The 19,391-nt window shown below is 70.7% G+C and carries 18 protein-coding genes, 4 tRNA genes and 4 pseudogenes; 11 read left to right on the forward strand and 15 right to left on the reverse strand.

Annotated elements, in window-relative coordinates:
* Positions 1–150: 150 nt before the first annotated feature.
* The 5 genes and pseudogenes from ACH4SI_RS14355 to ACH4SI_RS14375 form a co-directional block, all read right to left on the reverse strand.
* On the reverse strand, positions 151–1,137 hold the full coding sequence (locus ACH4SI_RS14355; RefSeq protein ID WP_398295998.1) for a sulfotransferase family protein: 987 nt from the start codon (positions 1,135–1,137) through the stop codon (positions 151–153).
* A gap of 117 nt (positions 1,138–1,254) precedes the next feature.
* Positions 1,255–1,365: pseudogene (locus ACH4SI_RS14360) on the reverse strand (aldo/keto reductase); the annotation flags it as partial.
* Positions 1,366–1,719: 354 nt separating this feature from the next.
* Positions 1,720–2,013: pseudogene (locus ACH4SI_RS14365) on the reverse strand (MFS transporter); the annotation flags it as partial.
* Positions 2,014–2,104: 91 nt separating this feature from the next.
* Positions 2,105–2,215: pseudogene (locus ACH4SI_RS14370) on the reverse strand (LysE family translocator); the annotation flags it as partial.
* Between the two features lie 156 nt (positions 2,216–2,371).
* Positions 2,372–2,842 carry a GNAT family N-acetyltransferase gene (locus tag ACH4SI_RS14375; protein ID WP_398295999.1) on the reverse strand — a complete coding sequence of 157 codons (471 nt, stop codon included), beginning with the start codon at positions 2,840–2,842 and terminating at the stop codon, positions 2,372–2,374.
* A gap of 201 nt (positions 2,843–3,043) precedes the next feature.
* Here ACH4SI_RS14375 and ACH4SI_RS14380 point away from each other — a divergent pair, with 201 nt between their 5' ends.
* Both ACH4SI_RS14380 and ACH4SI_RS14385 read left to right on the forward strand, forming a co-directional pair.
* Positions 3,044–3,598 (forward strand): hypothetical protein, encoded by a 555-nt coding sequence (locus ACH4SI_RS14380; RefSeq protein WP_398296000.1) that lies wholly within the window; start codon positions 3,044–3,046, stop codon positions 3,596–3,598.
* Between the two features lie 153 nt (positions 3,599–3,751).
* Positions 3,752–4,476, forward strand: a pseudogene (locus ACH4SI_RS14385) (ferritin-like domain-containing protein).
* Positions 4,477–4,497: 21 nt separating this feature from the next.
* Here the strand turns inward: ACH4SI_RS14385 and ACH4SI_RS14390 are convergent.
* Positions 4,498–4,851, reverse strand: coding sequence for a VOC family protein (locus tag ACH4SI_RS14390; RefSeq protein WP_398296001.1), 354 nt, complete (start codon positions 4,849–4,851; stop codon positions 4,498–4,500).
* Between the two features lie 146 nt (positions 4,852–4,997).
* Here ACH4SI_RS14390 and ACH4SI_RS14395 point away from each other — a divergent pair, with 146 nt between their 5' ends.
* The 3 genes from ACH4SI_RS14395 to ACH4SI_RS14405 all read left to right on the forward strand — a co-directional run bounded on the left by ACH4SI_RS14395 (position 4,998) and on the right by ACH4SI_RS14405 (position 6,479).
* Positions 4,998–5,600, forward strand: coding sequence for a cadmium resistance transporter (locus ACH4SI_RS14395; RefSeq protein WP_398296002.1), 603 nt, complete (start codon positions 4,998–5,000; stop codon positions 5,598–5,600).
* A gap of 157 nt (positions 5,601–5,757) precedes the next feature.
* The gene (locus ACH4SI_RS14400; RefSeq protein WP_398296065.1) at positions 5,758–6,144 is read left to right on the forward strand and encodes a type II toxin-antitoxin system RelE/ParE family toxin; all 387 of its coding nucleotides are present in this window, start codon (positions 5,758–5,760) and stop codon (positions 6,142–6,144) included.
* A complete protein-coding gene (locus ACH4SI_RS14405; protein WP_398296003.1) occupies positions 6,141–6,479 on the forward strand; it encodes an XRE family transcriptional regulator in 339 nt (112 codons plus the stop codon). Before ACH4SI_RS14400 ends, ACH4SI_RS14405 begins: the two co-directional genes overlap by 4 nt.
* 84 nt (positions 6,480–6,563) lie before the next feature.
* On the opposite strand, the gene ACH4SI_RS14410 is transcribed toward ACH4SI_RS14405, so the two are convergent.
* The 6 genes from ACH4SI_RS14410 to ACH4SI_RS14435 all read right to left on the reverse strand — a co-directional run bounded on the left by ACH4SI_RS14410 (position 6,564) and on the right by ACH4SI_RS14435 (position 11,046).
* A tRNA-Phe gene (locus tag ACH4SI_RS14410) sits at positions 6,564–6,637 on the reverse strand.
* Positions 6,638–6,641: 4 nt separating this feature from the next.
* Positions 6,642–6,716: transfer RNA gene (locus ACH4SI_RS14415), tRNA-Asp, on the reverse strand.
* Between the two features lie 136 nt (positions 6,717–6,852).
* Entirely contained in the window at positions 6,853–8,004 is a 1,152-nt protein-coding gene (locus ACH4SI_RS14420; protein WP_398296004.1) for a hypothetical protein, read from the reverse strand.
* Positions 7,998–9,242 (reverse strand): glucarate dehydratase family protein, encoded by a 1,245-nt coding sequence (locus ACH4SI_RS14425; RefSeq protein WP_398296005.1) that lies wholly within the window; start codon positions 9,240–9,242, stop codon positions 7,998–8,000. The genes ACH4SI_RS14420 and ACH4SI_RS14425 overlap by 7 nt, the downstream gene beginning before the upstream one ends.
* Before the next feature lie 159 nt (positions 9,243–9,401).
* Positions 9,402–9,474 (reverse strand) — tRNA-Glu (locus ACH4SI_RS14430).
* A gap of 81 nt (positions 9,475–9,555) precedes the next feature.
* Positions 9,556–11,046, reverse strand: a complete 1,491-nt coding sequence (locus ACH4SI_RS14435; RefSeq protein WP_398296006.1) for a metallophosphoesterase — start codon at positions 11,044–11,046, stop codon at positions 9,556–9,558.
* A 118-nt stretch (positions 11,047–11,164) separates the two neighbouring features.
* On the opposite strand from ACH4SI_RS14435, the gene ACH4SI_RS14440 reads away from it, so the two are divergent.
* The 5 genes from ACH4SI_RS14440 to ACH4SI_RS14460 all read left to right on the forward strand — a co-directional run bounded on the left by ACH4SI_RS14440 (position 11,165) and on the right by ACH4SI_RS14460 (position 16,203).
* Positions 11,165–11,515 carry a metallopeptidase family protein gene (locus ACH4SI_RS14440; protein WP_055545487.1) on the forward strand — a complete coding sequence of 117 codons (351 nt, stop codon included), beginning with the start codon at positions 11,165–11,167 and terminating at the stop codon, positions 11,513–11,515.
* A 130-nt stretch (positions 11,516–11,645) separates the two neighbouring features.
* Positions 11,646–12,233, forward strand: a complete 588-nt coding sequence (locus tag ACH4SI_RS14445; RefSeq protein ID WP_398296007.1) for a hypothetical protein — start codon at positions 11,646–11,648, stop codon at positions 12,231–12,233.
* Between the two features lie 273 nt (positions 12,234–12,506).
* A complete protein-coding gene (locus ACH4SI_RS14450; protein WP_398296008.1) occupies positions 12,507–14,753 on the forward strand; it encodes a DEAD/DEAH box helicase in 2,247 nt (748 codons plus the stop codon).
* Positions 14,754–14,860: 107 nt separating this feature from the next.
* Positions 14,861–14,933 (forward strand) — tRNA-Lys (locus ACH4SI_RS14455).
* Positions 14,934–15,162: 229 nt separating this feature from the next.
* The gene (locus ACH4SI_RS14460; protein WP_398296009.1) at positions 15,163–16,203 is read left to right on the forward strand and encodes a right-handed parallel beta-helix repeat-containing protein; all 1,041 of its coding nucleotides are present in this window, start codon (positions 15,163–15,165) and stop codon (positions 16,201–16,203) included.
* A 78-nt stretch (positions 16,204–16,281) separates the two neighbouring features.
* On the opposite strand, the gene ACH4SI_RS14465 is transcribed toward ACH4SI_RS14460, so the two are convergent.
* The 3 genes from ACH4SI_RS14465 to ACH4SI_RS14475 form a co-directional block, all read right to left on the reverse strand.
* Positions 16,282–16,773 (reverse strand): hypothetical protein, encoded by a 492-nt coding sequence (locus tag ACH4SI_RS14465; RefSeq protein ID WP_398296010.1) that lies wholly within the window; start codon positions 16,771–16,773, stop codon positions 16,282–16,284.
* A gap of 268 nt (positions 16,774–17,041) precedes the next feature.
* Positions 17,042–17,551 carry a hypothetical protein gene (locus ACH4SI_RS14470; protein ID WP_398296011.1) on the reverse strand — a complete coding sequence of 170 codons (510 nt, stop codon included), beginning with the start codon at positions 17,549–17,551 and terminating at the stop codon, positions 17,042–17,044.
* A 182-nt stretch (positions 17,552–17,733) separates the two neighbouring features.
* Entirely contained in the window at positions 17,734–18,087 is a 354-nt protein-coding gene (locus tag ACH4SI_RS14475) for a hypothetical protein (RefSeq protein WP_398296012.1), read from the reverse strand.
* Between the two features lie 485 nt (positions 18,088–18,572).
* On the opposite strand from ACH4SI_RS14475, the gene ACH4SI_RS14480 reads away from it, so the two are divergent.
* A complete protein-coding gene (locus ACH4SI_RS14480; RefSeq protein ID WP_398296013.1) occupies positions 18,573–19,343 on the forward strand; it encodes a DUF6227 family protein in 771 nt (256 codons plus the stop codon).
* The last annotated feature ends 48 nt before the right edge of the window (positions 19,344–19,391 follow it).

The following is a 19,391-nucleotide window of genomic DNA, read 5'->3' on the forward strand; positions in this document are numbered from 1 at the left end:
TGGCGGGCACGGGGTGGGCACTGGCCCTGCGTCGGGCACCGGCCGTGCGCCAGCCACCGGCCATGCGCCGGGCACCGGCACGGTCCCCGCCCCGCCGCCGCACACCGGCGCGGCACCCCCGCGGCCACCCTGGGGGTGCCGTAGGCCGCCCTACGCCCCCAGCGCCCGCGCCCCCGCCGCGCAGCTCTCCCGCAGCGCGGCCAGCTCCGCCGGCGGCAGCCGCTCGGCGCTGCCCCGCCGCCCGCCGTCCAGCAGCACGCGCGCCCCGGCCAGCCACCCGGACAGCGGCTCGACGCCGAGGTGGGCCGCCAGGCGGGTGAGTTCGGCGTCGGGGGCGTCGAGCAGCGCGTCGTACGACAGCGGCAGCACCAGCCCGCCCGGCAGCGCGTCGAGGTGCGCCAGCCCCTCGATCACGGTGTCCGACCACAGCCGCCCGAAGGCGGTCAGCGGCACGGGCCGCGTCAGCAGGGTCTTGACCTCGGCGCTTTCGTCGCTCATCAACGCGGCCAGCTCGCCCGGGACATCGCCGTCCTCCCGCATCAGCTGGATCATCCGGAAGCCCGGGTGGCGGCTCATCGACAGCGCGCAGTCGGCCCCGTCCCGGTACAGATGGACGAACCGCGCCTCGGGGAACACCTCCCGCAGCCGGGGCACCAGCCGCAGCGAGAACCCGGACCGTTCCACCACGGACCGGCTGCCGAACCGCTCGGCCAGCGCGTCGAACAGGGCCCGGTGATGGTCCCCGACCGGCCCCCGGGGCCGCGCGCACACCACGGGCCGCAGCGCGTCGAACAGCGCGTCCGGCTCGTCGCTCAGATGCGGCAGCGTCGTCATCGCCACCGCCGGGATCCCACCCCCTTCCGCCGAGAACCGCCCTCCCTGCGCCGAGCCGGGGTAGGTGTGCTCCGGCAGCCCGAGGCCCTCCCGGATGAGCCGGTTGGCGAAGGCGGGCGGGCTCGCCAGCACCTCCCAGAACTCCTCCCCTGACAGCTGCCCTTCGGGCAGCGCGCTCGGCTCCAGGGAGGCCATCAGTTCACTCAGGCTGAGGATGTGGGGGTGCAGACGCAGCACCTCCGACAGAGCGGTGGAGCCGCACCGCCCGGTTCCGACGACGAAGGTCAACGGCCGTGCTGCCATGTCTCTCCCGGAGCGTTGAGGGGACGCCGGAACCGGCCATGATCGGCCCCGGGTGCCTGCGCGCCCCTTACCCACCCGCGCCTCCCGTACCCCTGTCCTCGTCCCATACCAAGGCGATCACCACACTGGCGGGTTGAGCCGGGCGAAACCTTCCTGTCGCTGGTAGGGGAAGTACGGGTACGGGGCCGTCCCGCCCCTCGCCGCGTCGAGCTTCGCCATCTGCTCCGGCGCTGGGAACCGGCGCGAGTAGGACGAGATCGTGGAGATGTTCACGGACCTGTACCCCGACGCGTCCGTGCCGAAGAACGCAGGCCGCTGGGTCGGCGCCGTACAGCACCGCATGGCGCAGGCCGGCGAGCATCGCAGTGCTTCGGCGGTGGACCTCATCATCGCCGCGACCGCTGGCGGCCGGGACGGCCGGTCAGACGGCCTGCGTTTCCGCGGACTCGGCGTCCTGGGCCGCCGGGGCCTCGCGGTCCTTGCGGACGTTCGGGTTGGTCTCGGGGGCGGCCGCCCCCGAGATCACGGTGATCGCGCCCATGCCGATGAGGGACAGCGCGATCGGCCAGGACGCCCCCGCCCCGCGACGCCCATGATCACCAAGGTGATCACCAGCATCGACTTGCGGCCGAGCCGGTCACCGAAGTGCCCGAAGATGATGCCGCCGAGCGGCCTGGCGAGGAAGCCGACCGCGTTGGTGCCGAAGGCGGCGAGCGTGCCCACGAGCGGGTTGAAGGTGGGGAAGAACAGGGTGTTGAACACAAGCGCGGCGGCCGTGCCGTAAAGGAAGAAGTCGTACCACTCCAATGCGTTGTCGAACAAGCTTGCGATCACTGCCTTGCGTACTTCGCGCGCGGCGCCCGTCTCGTCTGCCATGCCGACTCCTCAATGTCGCGCTCGGCTTTGGGCGGAGATTGTTCGCCGCGGCTTCCCCCGCGGGAACGAAGGCGTTCCGCCCACCGGGACGTCAGGGCTTCGTCGCCGCGACCTTGACCCCGAACGCGATCAGGACGACACCGGTCACCCGGTCCAAGGCGCGCCGCACGGCGGGCCGTTCGAAGAAGCCGCGGGCCTTGGCCGGCAGCGGACGCCGCGGCCCCGGAAGGCAGGGCCACGGCGAACGCACAGCTGCGCGTCTGCAACCGGGCGAAGCGCAGCAGCTTCTGGATGAGGGCAAAAGCAATGGCCATGGCCCCAAGGACGCCCTGAAGACACCGCCGGGTTGCCCCGTCAATCAGCCGATGCTCAACCGCATCCGTACGTAGTCAGTGCCCCGGGGCCCGGCCCGCCGCTGGCCGTCCTCGTGCCAGCCACGCTTGGCGTAGAACCTCCCGGCCTGCGCGTTGGCCTCCCACCGCTCCAGCACACCGCCGGTGAACCCGCCCGCCGCCAGGTGCCCGGTGAACGCGTCGTGCAAGGCCCCGCCCACCCCACGTCCCCAGAAGTCCGGATGGACATGAATCTGGAACAGCTGCCGGTAGAGCGACGCATCGACATCCGCGTCTTTGGGCGGCCCCATCGCCAGCACACCGACCACCCCCTCGCCCCGGACCTCGGCGCACAGGGCGGCCAGCCCGGGCGAAGCGATGGCCCGAGCCCACGCGGCCTCCCGTTCCGCGTAGACGGCCGGGCTGTCCGAGACCTCTTCAGCCGCTCCCCCCGCCAAGTAGTAGGCGGAACGAGCACGGGTGTGAATGTCCGCCATCGCCCCCGCCTCCCCGGAAGAGGTCGCGCGAACCCGAATGCTGTCGTCCATGGACCGTACGAGAGGCAGTGCACCCATACGCTGACGACCCATCCCTCATTAGTAGGATTTACGTCTTTTTGCGACTTACTTCCTGTTGTGCCCGGTCACCATTCCCACGTGTCGGTCCCGTTCCAGGGACCCGCGATGAAAGGAAGACACATGCGCGGAAGGCTCGTCATCGCCGCCGGTGTATTGGCCATGGCCCTGACGCCGGGCGTCGCGTGGGCGGCAGACGGCGACTACCAGGCGGGTGACCACGGCGCCAAGAAGTCCGCTTCCTATGGGCACTCCCAGCACGACAAGCATGGGTACGGCGACCACGACAAGCATGGGTACGGCGACCACGGCAAGCGTGAACACTCGCACCACGGCAACGGTGAACACGGCCACCAGAGCAAGCACGGGCACGGCCACCACGGCAAGCGTGAGCACGGCCACCACGGCAAGCATGGACACTCCCACCAGGGCAAGGGAGTGCCCGGGTACCAGGTGGTCACGCTGCCCAACGAGAACGTCCCGAACTTCCAGCGGCGCACCGTGAACTGCCCCAAGGGCAAGAAGGTCCTCGGCGGCGGCGCCGAGGCACGCGGCAACACCGCCATCCTCGTCGGCAGCTTCCCCACCGATGACCACAGGGGCTGGATCGGACTGGGCCGCCAGACCGATGCCGACAACGTGGGCATCAGCGTCTTCGCGATCTGCGCCAAGGTCTGACCGCCCCGGCTTGGTCTCCGCGCATACGAAGGCCCCGATGGCCAACCCCATCGGGGCCTCTCCGCGGCGACCTTCCGCCTGGAACGCTTTGGCGTCCGCGTGCGTCGTCCCTCTCCGGGGCACGGTGGCTGTGCCCAGGAGACGGGAGACCGGGTGCACACGGGCGACTTCGCCAAGTGGACAAGGCGGTTCGAGGACGAGCGCGCGTACAGGGACGCCCAGGGTGATCCGGACTGGGAGCAGGGCGCGACGCTGCATCCGGCGGTGTGGGCCGGCATCCAGCGCTTCCAGGTCGGCGAGGACGGTGACGGGGCCAACCTCGTCGGCAAAGCGGACCAGGCCGGCGACGCCGACTACGGGCAGGCGGTCCGGCTCTTCATCGCCGAGGAACGGAATCACGCCCGTCTCCTCGCTCGGCTGCTGGCTGCGGGGGCATGCCGACTCTGCCCGGGCACTGGAGCGACGTGCTCTTCGTACGGCTCCGGCGTCTCCTGGGCCTGCGTATGGAACTGCTGGTGCTGATGATCGCGGAAGTGGTGGCGCTGCGGTATTACCGTGCCCTGCGCGAGGGCACCGACGACTCGCTCACCGCGGACGTGGCGGGGCGGATCCTGTCCGACGAGCAGCGCCATGTCCCGTTTCACTGCGAGCGACTGCACGCCTCCCTGGCGGAACTGCCCCGCGCGATGCGCCGCCCGGTGATGGCCCTGTGGCGTCTTCTTCTGCTCGCGGCCGCTCTTGTCGTCGCCGCGGACCACGGCCGCGCACTGCGCCAACTCGACACCGGGCGGCTGCGATTCGTGGCCGATGTCATGACCTCGTCCCACGCGGTGGTCTCCGCGGTGCTGGCGCCCCAGCCGCATCCTGCCGGTGCCTGAGGCAGAGCAGCTCAGGGGTGCTCACTGAGGCCGTCGGCCAAGCACACAGAACTCGTTGCCTTCGGGGTCTGCCATGACAATCCACGACTGGTCACCCTGACCAATATCAACACGCTGTGCGCCAAGAGCCTCAAGGCGAGCCACCTCGGCGTCCTGATCATCAGGAACGAAGTCGAGATGCAGTCGGCTCTTGCCCTTCTTGGGCTCATCGAGCAGGACGAACTCCAACCCCGGCGAGCGATCAGGCTCCGGCCGGATCGCGAACTCCACATCGGAGGAGTGGACCACAACCCAACCAAGAGCCTCGGCCCACCACTGCCCCAGGGCCGCCGGATCTGCCGAATGAACGATGACATGTCGCCATTCCAAGGTCATCAGCCGAGCCTAGGCCCAACGGGGCTTCGCGAGCCAGAGTGTGAAGCGCCGGGAAGGGACAGCACCGAGCTTGGCCCCGCGACCGCTGCGGAACTGGCTCCCGGTAGCGTCACCGCGATACCCGCTTCGAAGGAAAGCACGTACGCGTGGACATCGGCATCATCGGGCAGGCAGCCGGCCTGTTCGCCGTCACCAACATCGACGACATCCTGATCCTGGCGCTGTTCTTCGCCCAGGGCGCCGGCCACCGCGGCTCCACTCGCCGGATCGTGCTCGGCCAGTACCTGGGCTTCGCCGCGATCCTGGCCGTGGCGGTGGCCGCCGCGTTCGGCGCTACCTTCCTGCCCGAGTCCGCCGTCCCCTACCTCGGTCTGCTGCCGCTCGCGCTGGGCCTCAAGGCCGCCTGGCAGGCGTGGAAAGACCACCACGACGGCGGTGACGAGGAGGAGGAACAGTCCCGGGAGGGCGGGCCGAGCCCGCTGGAGGTCGCCGCGGTCACCTTCGCCAACGGCGGCGACAACATCGGCGTCTACGTGCCCGTATTCGCCACCGCCGGCATCGGCGGGATGAGCGTGTACGCCGCGGTGTTCCTCGTGCTCGTTGCCGTGTGGTGCTTCGCGGGCAAGTTCTTCGCCACCCGGCCCGTCATCGCCAAGGCGCTCGCCCGCTGGGGCCACATCGTGCTGCCTCTGGTCCTGATCGCCATCGGCCTGCTCATCCTCATCGAGGGCGGTGCCTTCGGCCTGTGACCCTGGGTGGCACATCACCGGACCAGCCCGTATTCCTCACGACACCGGGCGCCTCCCAAACTGGCGAACAGGCTCGTGGATCAGCCCCGGGCGCCCACCCCGAGCCGTGGCGCGCGATGGACGGCCAGCGTAGGCGTGGGTTAACACTTGCGTTAACATCGCCCGCGTGGCTCAATGGGAAGTGATCCTCGTTGCGGAGGTCGCGGCGTGGTTCGAGGCGCTGGCGGAGGAAGACTGGGACAGCGCCGAACAGGTAGAAGACGCCATTGACGTGTTGGCGGCAACGGGCCCGACGCTTGGCCGTCCGTTGGTCGACCGCATCAAAGGTGCCGAGAACCATCACTTGAAGGAGCTGAGACCAGGGTCGTCCGGGAGCAGCGAGATTCGGATCCTCTTCGTGTTCGATCCGGTGCGCCGGGCAGTGCTGCTCGTGGCCGGTGATAAGGCCGGAAACTGGCAGGGCTGGTACGAGGCCAACATCCCGATCGCTGAAAAGCGCTACCAAGCGCATCTGGCCGATCTTGAAACCAGGGAGTACGAATGAGTGCGGTGAGCTGGGAGGAGACCAAGCGCAAGGCGCGGGAGCGGCGTGAGGCCGCTGGGCTGCCGGTGCGGTCGGCGCAGGAGAAGCAGGCGGCGATGGAGCGACTGACCGCGGAGGTGCGCGCTCACCGCCTTGCGGAGGTGCGGCGTGAGCAGGCGCTTACCCAGCGCCAAGTTGCCGCGTCCATGGGGGTCTCCACGCCTCGAGTCTCGGCAATCGAGCATGGCGAACTGGACCGCGCCGAATTGGCCACCATCCGCTCCTACGTGGAAGCGCTCGGAGGCCGACTGCGGGTGGTCGCGGACTTTGGGGACGCTGAGTACACCGTCGCCTGAGGCTGTCCCTGCCCAGATGCCCGGGCTGTCGTCCTCAACGACAAAGCCCCCGGCGAGTGATCTCGTCGGGGGCTTCCTCGGCGGTGGCTGGGGCCGGGGTCGAACCGGCGACCTTCCGCTTTTCAGGCGGACGCTCGTACCAACTGAGCTACCCAGCCGCAGCGGTCCTGACGGGATTTGAACCCGCGGCCTCCACCTTGACAGGGTGGCGAGCACTCCAAACTGCTCCACAGGACCTTGCGTGTGTGCGAGAACGAGTCTCGCACAGGGCGGCGTACGGGCCTAACGAGTTTCCGTCGGGGGGTCGTACTGCCTGCGATCTTCTCGGCGGAGATTTTGGCTTTCCCCGCGTCGATGTCGCTGGATCAGCGTATCAGACCTCAGGCCCTGTCCTGACCGCGTCGAGGGCCGTGCTGAGGGCCGTGCGGACGGCGGTCAGGCGGGCCGGGGAGGCGAGGCCCGCGTGGTACAGGTGCAGCTCGTCCGCGCCTGCCGCCAGGCAGGTGGTCCATTCGGCGGCCAGGACCGAAGGGTCCGCCGGGCGGGGCGGGAGGGCCGGGACGTAGGCGGCGAGACGCGTGGTCGGGGCGGCCAGGGGGCGGAGGGCGGCGAGGTTGGCGGCGCCCTGGTCGGCGTCGGTCCAGGCGGAGGCGACCAGGGTGTCCACGGGTGGGGCGGCGGCGTCGGCGATGGTCGCGAAGGGGCCCGTGGCCCAGGGGTCCGCGCTCGCGTGCAGGGTCAGGGGCAGGGGGCCGGAGGCGGCGTCCAGCACCTCGCGGCGCAGGTCCGCGGTGAGGGTGGTGCGGATCTTGCGCATCGTGGACATCAGGGCCGGGGCGAGAGCCGCACCGTCCACCGCGTCGGCCACCTGGCGGCGGAGGCCGTGGGGGTCCAGGTCGGCCGCCTCGTAGCGGGCCAGGCAGGCGCCGCAGAAGCACCACGACAGCAGGCGGTCCACGGACGCGTCCCAGTCCGCGCCCTCCGTCTTCTCGTGGTGGCCGCCGTGCCCCAGCCCCAGGGGCCCGCACGCCTCCAGGACCAGGCCGTCCGGCTCGCCCAGCGCCAGGACCTCCCGCACCAGCGTGGCGCAGTACGCCCGGACCTCGGCGGACGAGGGGCACAGGGCGTACGGGTACGGGTCGCCGAAGGCGTTGCGTACGGCCAGGTCGGGGTGGGCGCGGCCGAGGCGGGTGTTGTGGGTGAGGACCGTCCAGGCGTGGACCGGCAGGCCCACGGCGCGCAGCGCGTCGCGGGCCTCCAGGAACGCGTCCGGGCCCGGCATCCACGACGGGGTGCCCGGGACCAGGCGGGAGCCGGACCACGCCGCGTCCCGCACCGGGAGGTACAGCGCGGCGTGGTGCGCGTCGACCACCCGGTGCGCGGGGTGGAACGGGGTGGCGGCCCGTACGGAGTGGTACGCGGCGGCCAGGGCCACCGCGTCCACCCCGAGGGCCGCGATCCGCTCGGCTGCGGACGGGTCGCCGACCACGTCCCAGGGGTACAGGTACGCCGTCGCCGTCACCACCGCGGCAGACCCGCCTTGAAGTCCGGGTTCACCCGCCGCATGTAACCCGTGTCGTCCCGTTTCCGCAGCCCACAGGTCAGGTAGTTCTCGTGCAGCCGGGCGAGGGCGTCCTCGTCCAGCTCGACGCCGAGGCCCGGGCCGGTGGGCACCGGGATCGCGCCGTCCACGAAGGCCAGCGCGCCCGGCCGCACCACGTCGTCCTGGGCGCTCCACGGGTAGTGGGTGTCGCACGCGTACGTCAGGTTGGGGGTCGCGGCGGCGAGGTGGGTCATGGCGGCGAGGCTGATGCCCAGGTGGGAGTTGGAGTGCATGGACATGCCGAGGCCGAAGGTGTCGCAGAGGGTGCCCAGGTGGCGGGTGCGGGTAAGCCCGCCCCAGTAGTGGTGGTCGCCGAGGACGACCTGCACCGCGCCCTGCGCGACGGCCGGCGGGATGTGGTCGAAGGCGACCACGCACATGTTGGTGGCCAGCGGGAGCGGCGATTCGGCGGCGACCCGCGCCATGCCGGGGATGCCGCCGGTCGGGTCCTCCAGGTATTCGAGGACGCCGTCCAGGGCGCGGGCGACCTCCAGCGAGGTCTCCGGCGTCCAGGCGATGTTCGGATCGAGCCGCAGCGGGTGGCCGGGGAACGCCTCGCGGAGGGCGTGGATGGCGGCGATCTCCTGGTCGGGCGGGAAGACGCCGCCCTTGAGCTTGATCGAGCCGAAGCCGTACCGGTCGATCATGCGGCGGGCCTGCGCCACGACGCCGTCGGGGTCGAGCGCCGCGCCCCACTCGTCCTCGTCCGCGCCCGGGTGCCCGGCCCACTTGTAGAAGAGGTACGCGCTGTACGGGACCGCCTCCCGGACCGCGCCGCCGAGCAGGTCGCTCACCGGGCGGTCGGCCAGCTTGCCCTGGACGTCCAGGCAGGCGACCTCGACGGCCGCGTGCACCCTGCCGAGGTCGAACGAGGAGATCTTGCCGCCCGCGTGGTCGAAGAGGGCCGCCGCCTTCTCGTACAGCTCGCCCAGCGCGTACACGCTCAGGCCCGTCAGATGGGGGCGCAGCGCCGCGAGCCGGTCCAGGTGCAGGGTGTCGCCGAACGTCTCGCCCAGGCCGGTCACCCCGTCCTCGGTCACCAGCTGGACGATGCTGCGCAGCGCCCATGGCTCGTGGACGCCGTCCGCGTTGAGCAGGGGAGGGTCGCGGAAGGCGATCGGGGTGATCACCAGGTCCTTGATGCGCATACGTGTGCTCACACCTGCTCGGTATTCGTTCGTATAGATGAACGCTGGTTATGGTTACGAACCAGATGTGGGGACGCTAAAACGCCCCGGGGTGGCTGTCAATGCATGCCGAACGCGCGTAGGCCGCGTCTCGCTCAGCGAGACGCGGCCTACGCGCCAAAATGATGTGGGTGCCCCCAACGGGATTCGAACCCGTGCTACCGCCTTGAAAGGGCGGCGTCCTGGGCCACTAGACGATGAGGGCCGATGGCCCACCTGGGCGCCTCACGGCGCTTTCGGGGACGCGAGAAGCATATGGGATGCCGGTGGGGTTCGCCAAAACGGTTTACGGAGCGGTCGGCGACGGCGTCGCGCCGGGCCGGTTCTCGGCCGGCAGATGGCGGCTGACCTCGGCCTTGGCGAGCCCGAGCCCACCCAGATCTATCTCGTCCCAGGCCTGTAGCCGGCGGGTGTCCCGGTCCAGGTAGAGGACCGACGCCTGCACCTTGTCGGGCTCGGCGTCGTCCACCGCGCGCAGCCCGCTGCCGCCCGTCGAGCCCTCCGTCATCAGCCGGGTGCCGCCGGGCAGCACCTCCGTCCGGCGGTGGTGGACATGGCCGGTGAGGGCGAGGGGGACGGTCCCGTCGATCTCCCGGGCGGCGAGGGGGTTGTGGGCGACGGCGATGTCCACGCGCCCGCCCGCCGCCTTCCGCTCCCGGATCGCCTCGGCCAGCACCCGGCCCGCCCGGTGCTCGGCGGCGTCACCGGCCACGGCGGCGGAGCGGTCCGGGGTGAATTGCGGGTCGCCGATGCCCGCGATCCGCAGGCCCCCGACGGTTACCGTCCGGCCGTCGTCGACGACGTGGACGCCCTTGCGGCCGGACAGATGGCGCTGCGTCGTCGCCGAGTCGTGATTGCCGCGTACCCATACGTAGGGGGCGCCGAGGTCGGAGACCGGTTCGAGGAAGCCGTTCTCGGCGGCGGTGCCGTGGTCCATCGTGTCGCCCGTGTCGATGATCACGTCGATCTTGTACTGCTCGACCAGCGACTGGATGATGTGCCAGGCGGCCGGGTTGAGGTGGATGTCCGATACGTGCAGCACGCGCATCGTCGTGGGGTCGGGCCGGTAGGCGGGCAGGGTCGAGGTCGCGTCGTACAGGCGCGTGACATTGGTCACCAGCCGGGCCAGCTCCCGCTGGTACACGTCGAAGTCGGTGACGATGCTGCGCGCGTTGCCGACCACCGACGGGGCGCTGGACAGCAGCCCCGAATAGCGCGGCTCCAGCACCGACTTCGGGTTCCAGGTCGCGTACGCGGCGCCGCCGGACGCGGCCAGCAGCCCCAGCGCGAGGCCGCCCGCGGCCAGCGCCCGGCGCGGGCGGCGGTAGACGGCCAGGCCCAGCGCGGTGGCGCCGAAGACGACGGCCGCGCAGGAACGCACCGCCAGGTCCCGGGTGCCGCGGACGACGTCGCCCGCCACCTCCTCCTGCAGCCCCGACAGCCGCTCGGGGTGGTCGACCAGCGCGGCGGACCGGATGGGGTCGAGCCGGTCCACATCGACGTCGAGGCGGAGCGGGGCGTGGTGGCTGCGGAGTTCGAGGGCGCCGAGCGGCGAGACGTTGATCTTGGTGCCGCCGGTGAGGGACGGCCTGAGCGTCATCCGGGTGTCCATCGGGCCCACCGACTCGTGGACGCTCCCGACGACCAGCAGCCCCATCCAGGCCCCGAGGACGGTCACCGCGGCCAGCCCGAGGGCCCGGACGACCGGCCGCGGCCGCTCGGCGGCGACGGCGATGGAGGCGGAGGCGAGGGGGAGAGGGGCGCGGTCGCGGGCCATTGGTCCCGTATGCCCGGCCGCGCGGCCCGCCATTCCCGGGCGTACGGCCATGCACGGTCCGCGCCATTTCCGGGCGCGGACCGTCCCGTTCCGGCGTCGGCTGTCCGACAATGGCCACGTGCTGGAGATGACGCGCGAGGAGTTCGAGGAACTGGTGGCCGAGGCGCTGGACCGGATCCCGCCGGAGCTGACGCGGCTGATGGACAACGTCGCGGTGTTCGTGGAGGACGAGCCGCCGTCCCACGACCCCGAGCTGCTGGGGCTCTACGAGGGGACGCCGCTCACCGACCGTGGTGAGTGGTACGCAGGCGTCCTGCCCGACCGGATCACCGTCTACCGGGGGCCGACGCTGCGCATGAGCGAGACCCGGGAGGACGTGGTCCAGGAGACCGAGGTGACCGTGGTCCATGAGATCGCGCACCACTTCGGCATCGACGACGAGCGGCTGCACGCGCTCGGCTACGGGTGAGCGTCGGGTAAGCGGTCACGAGTGATACGCGCCACCTCCCGCGCGCGGGTTACGCCGCACGCGTGTCCTAAGGGGTGCGGGGCCAGTTGGGTACTGCGTCACAGCCCTGCGGCCTGGAGGTGTCCCACGCATGTCTGGAACCCCCGCTCCACGCTCCGATCGTTCCCCCCGGACCGACGCGACCGACGCGACCGACGGGCCTGACGCGCCCGGCGCCTCGCGCGCCCCCCGCGTCTCGGCGCGGAGCGCCGTGGTGGTGGCCCTGGTGGCCGGGGCCCTGGCCCTGGGCGGCTGCATGAGCATTTCCGACGACCCCGGGAAGCCCGACCGGCACCGCGGCGGCTCCGGCAAGGGCCGCGGGGCGGCGGAGCCCGGCGGCGGCGTGGTGGTGCGTACGGACGGCCAGGGGCATACGTACACGGTCATGCCGCGGGACGCCAAGGGCCACCAGCGCAAGGGCGGCGAACACCGCTCACCGACGGCGTCCGCCGAGGCCGAGCCCGGCGCCGAGCCCTCGCCGTCGGCGGGGAAGCACGGCTCCGGGGCGCACCGCCCGGCGCCCTCCCCGCCGCCGGAGCCGGGCGCACCCGTGCCCGGCTCCGAGGCCGCCCCGGAGCCGCGTCCGTCGAGCCCGCAGCCGAGCGCGCCGGACCCCAAGCCCACCCCCTCGGAACCGGCGTCCCCGCCCGCTTCGGCACCCGACGAGCCCGCGGGGTAGCGCGGGCTAACGGGCGGTGTCACGCACGGCGTGGCGGGCGGCATGATGCGGGGCGCCGGGGGCATGGATTGACGGTTGGCGTAGCGAATTTGCTCTCGGGGGGTGGAGGTGCGTATGGTGGTAGATCGTTTGATCCCATTTGCCCGGCGCCTCATCGAAGTGCGCCGCGAGGCGCGTTCCTTGCCATCCCGTGGCTGACCGCATAGAGGCGGTCGTTTGCGAAAACACGGAGTTTGGGCGCGTGCCGAGACTCCGGAAGGTTTCGCATTTCGCATGTCCGTTTCCACTGATCACGCCGTCATGCCCGCCATCGACGAGCAGGGCGACCACGGCGACCAGCCGCAGCCGGTCGAGCAGTCCCAGCCGGTAGAGCGCGCAGAGTCCACCACCGCCCCCGCCGAGCGCGGCGCCGACGTGTCCGCGGACGACGCGGTCGACACCGAGGGCGCCGAAGACGCCGCGCAGAGCACCCCCGAGACCTCCAAGGGCCCCGACATCACCTTCGCCGAACTCGGCCTCCCCGAGCAGATCGTCCGCAAGCTCGCGCAGAACGGCGTCACCACGCCGTTCCCGATCCAGGCCGCGACCATCCCCGACGCCATGGCCGGGAAGGACATCCTCGGCCGCGGCCGTACCGGCTCCGGCAAGACCCTCTCCTTCGGTCTTCCGCTGCTGACCTCGCTGGCCGGCGGCCACACCGAGAAGAAGCGCCCCCGGGGCCTCATCCTGACCCCGACCCGCGAGCTGGCGATGCAGGTGAGCGACGCGCTCCAGCCGTACGGCGACGTCCTCGGCCTCAAGCTCAAGGTGGTCTGCGGCGGCACCTCGATGGGCAATCAGATCTACGCGCTGGAGCGTGGCGTGGACATCCTGGTCGCCACCCCGGGCCGGCTGCGCGACATCATCGACCGTGGCGCCGCGTCCCTCGACAAGGTCCAGATCGCCGTCCTCGACGAGGCCGACCAGATGGCCGACATGGGCTTCCTGCCCGAGGTCACCGAGATCCTGGACCTGGTGCCCAGCGGCGGCCAGCGGCTGCTGTTCTCCGCGACGCTGGAGAACGAGATCGACAGCCTGGTCAAGCGCTACCTGGTCGACCCGGTCACCCACGAGGTCGACCCGTCCCAGGGCGCCGTCTCGACCATGACCCACCACGTGCTCGTGGTGAAGCCGAAGGACAAGGCCCCGGTCACCGCCGCCATCGCGGCGCGCAAGGGTCGCACGATCATCTTCGTCCGCACCCAGCTGGGCTGCGACCGGGTCGCCGAGCAGCTGTGTGACGCGGGCGTGCGCGCCGACGCGCTGCACGGCGGCATGACGCAGGGCGCCCGCACCCGGACGCTGGCCGACTTCAAGGACGGGTACGTCAACGTGCTCGTCGCCACCGACGTCGCCGCCCGTGGCATCCACGTCGACGGCATCGACCTGGTGCTCAACGTGGACCCGGCCGGTGACCACAAGGACTACCTGCACCGCTCCGGCCGTACGGCGCGGGCGGGCCAGAGCGGCACCGTCGTGTCGCTGGCCCTGCCGCACCAGCGGCGGCAGATCTTCCGGCTGATGGAGGACGCGGGCGTCGACGCCTCCCGTCACATCGTCGGCGGGGCGGGCGTCTTCGACGAGGACGTGGCCCGTATCACCGGCGCCCGTTCGCTCACCGAGGTGCAGGCCGAGGCGGCCGCGAACTCCGCCAAGCAGGCCGAGCGCGAGGCGCAGGACCTCACCCGGGAGCTGGAGAAGGCGCAGCGGCGCGCGACCGAGCTGCGCGAGGAGGCCGACCGGCTGGCGGCCCGCGCGGCGCGCGAGCGCGGCGAGACCTTCACCCCGGGCGCCTCGGGCGCCGAGTCCACGGCCGGTGCCGAGGCGCCGGGCGCGGCGGCGGGCGAGACCGCCGGGGACGCCGTTCCGTTCGTGCCCGCACAGCGCTCGGCCGAGGCCACGGCCCCGGCGGCTGACCGCCGGGACGACCGGGGCAACTTCGAGCGCCGGGACCGCCGGGACAACGACCGTGGTGGCCGTTCGTTCGAGCGCCGCGACGACCGTGGTGGCTTCAACCGGGACCGTCGTGACGACCGTCCGTCGGGTGGCCGGGACCGCCGGGACGACCGGGGTGGCTTCAACCGGGACCGCCGGGACAACGACCGTGGTGGCCGTTCGTTCGAGCGCCGCGACGACCGTGGTGGCTTCAACCGGGACCGTCGTGACGACCGTCCGTCGGGTGGCCGGGACCGCCGGGACGACCGGGGTGGCTTCAACCGGGACCGCCGGGACAACGACCGTGGTGGCCGCTCCTTCGAGCGCCGCGACGACCGTGGTGGCTTCAACCGCGACCGCCGTGACGACCGTGGAGGCCGCTCCTTCGAGCGCCGCGACCACAACCACCGCGGCGGGGACCGCCCCTTCAACCGCGACCGCCGCGACGACCGCCCGGCGCGCCGTGACGACCACCGCGGCGGCAACGCCGGCGGCCGCTCCCACGACCGCCGCACCGACAAGCCGCGCTGGAAGCGCAACGGCTGACCGAAGCCGATGAGGGCCGTGCAACCCCCCGCGGTTGCACGGCCTTTCGACCCGGGGGGATATTGTCTCCGGGCGGACCCCCTGGCCGGGCTATGCTGCGGGGGTGCGGGTCATTAGCTCAATTGGCAGAGCAGTGGACTTTTAATCCATTGGTTCAGGGTTCGAGCCCCTGATGACCCACTCGGGAAACCGCAGGCAGCATCGCTGACCTGCGGTTTCGTCGTTTTTCCGGGGCATCGCCCGCCTCGCGCGCCGCCGATCGGCGGTCACACGGCCGGCGCCCGAGCGGATGCCGAACGCCTCCTGGCCACACAGGCTGAGCCTGTTGTCCCCAGGGAGCCCTCCCGGGAAAACGCGTTAGGAGACTCTCGTGCGACTCGTGACTACCATCCGCGGAACCCTCCCCGTCATGGTGCTGGCGCTCTTGGCGTGGGGCGCTTCCGCGCCGGCGTCGGCCGAGGAAGGGGAGACCGGGGCGGGCGGTGGCGGCTCGCCCCGGGCCACCGTGCCCTGTGGGGACGCGGCGGCGCTGGTCGCCGCGGTGGGCCAGGCGGCCGCGGGCGGGACCGTCTCCCTCGCCACCGGGTGCGTGTACACGCTCACCTCGGCGGCGGCGACGGGCGCCAACGGCCCCGACGGTCTCCCGATCATCACGGGCAACGTGACCATCACCGGCACCGACGCGACAATCAGACGCAGCGCCTCGGCACCGGACTTCCGCATCGCGGAGGTAGCGCCCGGCGGCACCCTGACCCTCAGCGGGATCACGGTGTCCAACGGGAAGGCCGTGGACGGGGCGGGCATCCTCGACGCGGGCAAGCTGACGCTGCAACGGAGCACCGTCAGCGGCAATGCGGCGAGCGGCATCGGCGGCGGCGTCCAGGTCGCCCCGGGCGCCACGGGCACCTTCTCCCTGAGTCGCCTCTCGGGCAACACCGCCAACGACGGCGGCGGCGTTCACGTCGGGACGGGGGCCACGCTGAACGCCAGCAGCAGCACGTTCGCCGACAACACCGCCAACAGCACCGGCGGCGCCGTCGCGAACTTCGGAAATTCCGTCCTGAGCGCCGTGACGCTGGAGACCAACCACACCACCAATTTCGAGGGCGGCGGTATCTGGACGTCCATCGGTAATATGATCTTCAGTGGGGGACGCATCACCGGAAATACCGCGGGAAGCAACGGCGCCGGTATCGCGAACTTCGGCAGTGCGCTGAAATTGCAGGCAACCACGGTTTCCGGAAATATCGCCACGCTTAATGGTGGCGGACTCTTCAGCCACGCCGGAAGCACGGAAATCGTCGGTACCAACATCACCGGCAATACGGCCAATGGCGGCCAGGGCGGTGGCATTTTCTCCGACGGCGGTTCGGTGTCGCTGATGGCGACGAACGTGACCGGCAACAACCCCAACAACTGCGTCCCGGCGCTCGCGGGCTGCAGCGGGTGAGGCTTCCCGTGAAATCCGCAGCGCCCCTGAGAGTGATCCCTTCAGGGGCGCTGCGGCGTTCGGCGTGGTCGCGAACCGTCAGTGCTTGGTCTTGTGCGTCTTGACCTTCACCTTGGTGCTCTTGCCGTGCTTCTTGGCCTTGGTGTGCTTCTTGGCCTTGCTGTGCTTGGCCTTTTCCTTCTGCTTCTTCGGCGGGTCCTGGTGCACGACGACCACCGGGTCGCCGCCGACCGCGATGTTGGCGCAGTTGGGGCCGATGTCGAGGTCGCTGGTCGGGGCGGCTCCACCGACCGGGGCGATGATGCCGGTGGCCGTGTCGCAGTCGTTGCTCTGGTAGGCCGCGTGGCTGTTGGTGAAGTTGACGCAGTCCGGGTTGAGGTCGATGTCCCCGGTCGGGGCGGCCACGTTCACGGGCACGACGTCGCCCACACGGGTGTCACACGAGTTGGACTGGCGGACCCCATCGCCGGTCGGGAAGAGGCCGAACGCACTCGCGCTGCCCGCGCCACCCACGACCATCGTGCCCGCGGCCGCCGCGGCCATGAGAGCTACCTTCTTGCTGATCTGCATTGTGCTGGTGCCTCCATATCGGGTTCTCCGCGAATGATCCGCAGACACCCGATTAACGAAGTCACGGCAGATGAGGATCCGGGATAATGCGGCGCGTCACCCGTCTGCCACAGTAAAGGTATATTCAGTCGGTTGTGAATTCCGTGGAATATTTCTCATGACGGGCGATGAGTAATAAATATTGAGTCATAAATATGCGAACGCGGCCCCGGGGGTAATTCCCCGGAGCCGCGTTCACGGTGAGAGTTGTCCGTCGGCGCCCGATGGTTCAGGGCGTGCCGCGGCCTCCCTGACCTCCGCTCTTGGCGGTGCCGCTCGAGCCGGCCACGTTGCTGCACTGCGTCTCCTGAATGACCTCGGATCCAGGAGCGATGGTGATGGGGCCGATGACGGAGGTCGTGTCGCACTTGTTGGTCTGCTTCGTCACCTCGCCGGACTTACTGATATTGACACAGTTGGTCCGCTGAGTGACGTCGGCGCCGGTCAGGCTGACCGTGACGGGGCCGATCACTGAATGGGTCCGGCAGCGGTTCTTCTGCTCCCTCACGCCGGACTCGCTGTAGTTGACACAGTTCGTTTCCGTCTCGATGTCGGACACCGCGAGGGTGACTCCGCCGATGACGGAACTCGTATCGCAGCGATTCGACTGACGTCCTCCGTCGTTCGGGGCGGCTCGGTGCGAGGGGCCGCCGTCGGCGGCCTCGGCTCCGGCCGTACCGCCGATGAGCAGCGCACCGACGGCTGCGACCAGAATCGCCGTCCTCTTGCGCGTATGCATAAAAGCCTCCAAATGAGTTCTACGCGGCAGCCGTGCCCGTTCGGTGCAGTCGTCACAGGCTCCTGAAAAGCCTTTACGTGGCAGCGGCCCTGGAAGGAAGACTTCCAGGGCCGCGGGTCCCAACGGGGGGATGCCTCACGAGTTCCCCCGTTTAGCGGGAACCCCGTGAGAGGGTCAGCGCCTCAGTGACGGTAGGGCGCGTCGTCGACCGCGATGTTGGCGCAGTTGGCTCCGACGTTGATGTCGCCGGTCGGAGCGGCCGCGCCGACCGGGGCGATGAGGCCGGTGGCCGTGTCGCAGTCGTTGCTCTGGAAGACCGCACCGCCGTTGGTGTAGTTGATGCAGTCCGCGCCGATGTTGATGTCGCCGGTCGGAGCCGTCCCGCCGACGGATGCGATGACGCCGGTGGCCGTGTCGCAGTGGTTGGTCTGGACAGCGAGCCCGTCGTTGCCGTGGGCGAGGGCACCGCCCGCACCGCCGATCACCAGGGCGCCGGCAGCCGCGGTCAGAAAGATTGCCTTCTTGCCGATGTTCACTTGATCCTCCGTCTGGGGTTGCTCCGCGAATTCACGGACGCATGACACAACGAAGCTCACCAGTTAAGGCTTCGGGCCGCCGACCAGCTTCACCCGTCCGGCATAGTGCGGTTCTTCCGCTGCGTGTCTCCGGGAATCCCGCTAACGAGAGCCGACGCAAGAGCTATTTGGAGCAGTGGAGCCCTGAATCCCCCTTATGCGAATGCGCCGAAAGGGTCCCGGGCCCGGGAGCGACCACGGGTGGTGGTGGCGAGGAGACGACGCCGGGGGAGCGCCTGGGCGGCCGTGCGGTGGCCGACCAAGGCAACTGCCCCTGCCGCCAAGCTTGTTCGACCTATCGAACAAGTGATACATCCTGACGTCACGACGCAGAGGTGAGTGAGGCACAAGTCCGACCGGCTGCTTCGCGGAACCACAGGCGCGGCGCGTGTTCGCACCGCTACGCTGAGTACGCGAGGTAGTCACCCGGGGGCGGGAGGAGAGACGTGGGGCACTCAGGAGCGGGGGGAACCCCCGCCGAGCTGATGGACGGGCTGCTGGTCCGTGCGCAGAACGGCTTCGAGATCGGCGAGGCGGTGCTGAGCCGGGCGCGGAGCGCCCTCATGCACCAGTCCGAGCTGCGTTCCTGCCGGCAGTGCAACGAACCGTCAGGTCCGCGCGGGTACACGACGTATCGGCACGTCTTCCTGCTGCCCGACGGCAGCAGCCTGCTGCTGTGGGAGCTGGAGCACAACACCGGCCCGGACGACCGTCCGCTCTTCGAGCTGTACGCGGACGAGGACGCCCTGGCGCTCGCCGAGCGCCGCGTCCACCGGTGCATCGGCGGCGCCCGCTGGGAGGAGCTGGACGGGTTACAGCTGTGGCTGCCGGACCAGATGCTCCATGCGACCGAGTCCGTGGAGGTTCAGCGCGCGTACATCGCCGACAACTCGGCCGACCACGCCCGCCGCGTCCTGCGCCGCGCGGAGAACCCGGACCGGCCGGGGGAGGAGACCGAGCGGCTGCTGACGACCGCGTTCGCCCATGACATCGCGTTGGCCCCCAAGCCGCGCCGCCGCTCCGGCGGCCCCGACGCCACTTGGTGCCGCTTCTACGAGCACGCCTTCCTGCTCGCGGGCGGGGACGAGATCGTGCTGTGGGAGCTGGAGCACAACCTCACCCGGGACGGGCGACTCGTGTGCGAGGTGTACCTCGACGAGGTGTCGGCGGAGCTGGCGGCCGACCGCCACGCCCGCGCCCTCGGTGTCGATCTCTGATGGTCCGACAGTGGGCCTACCGGGTGATCTGTGCGCGCGCCTCCTCGA

This window comes from Streptomyces sp. NPDC021212, assembly GCF_044332925.1.
Taxonomy (GTDB): domain Bacteria; phylum Actinomycetota; class Actinomycetes; order Streptomycetales; family Streptomycetaceae; genus Streptomyces.

Coding starts and splice junctions, on each gene's coding strand:
- ACH4SI_RS14355 (WP_398295998.1), bottom strand. CDS start 1,137: ATGGCAGCACGGCCGTTGACCTTCGTCGTCGGAACCGGGCGGTGCGGC.
- ACH4SI_RS14390 (WP_398296001.1), bottom strand. CDS start 4,851: ATGACCTTGGAATGGCGACATGTCATCGTTCATTCGGCAGATCCGGCG.
- ACH4SI_RS14375 (WP_398295999.1), bottom strand. CDS start 2,842: ATGGCGGACATTCACACCCGTGCTCGTTCCGCCTACTACTTGGCGGGG.
- ACH4SI_RS14460 (WP_398296009.1), top strand. CDS start 15,163: ATGGTGCTGGCGCTCTTGGCGTGGGGCGCTTCCGCGCCGGCGTCGGCC.
- ACH4SI_RS14445 (WP_398296007.1), top strand. CDS start 11,646: ATGTCTGGAACCCCCGCTCCACGCTCCGATCGTTCCCCCCGGACCGAC.
- ACH4SI_RS14450 (WP_398296008.1), top strand. CDS start 12,507: ATGTCCGTTTCCACTGATCACGCCGTCATGCCCGCCATCGACGAGCAG.
- ACH4SI_RS14470 (WP_398296011.1), bottom strand. CDS start 17,551: ATGCATACGCGCAAGAGGACGGCGATTCTGGTCGCAGCCGTCGGTGCG.
- ACH4SI_RS14435 (WP_398296006.1), bottom strand. CDS start 11,046: ATGGCCCGCGACCGCGCCCCTCTCCCCCTCGCCTCCGCCTCCATCGCC.
- ACH4SI_RS14465 (WP_398296010.1), bottom strand. CDS start 16,773: ATGCAGATCAGCAAGAAGGTAGCTCTCATGGCCGCGGCGGCCGCGGGC.
- ACH4SI_RS14380 (WP_398296000.1), top strand. CDS start 3,044: ATGCGCGGAAGGCTCGTCATCGCCGCCGGTGTATTGGCCATGGCCCTG.
- ACH4SI_RS14405 (WP_398296003.1), top strand. CDS start 6,141: ATGAGTGCGGTGAGCTGGGAGGAGACCAAGCGCAAGGCGCGGGAGCGG.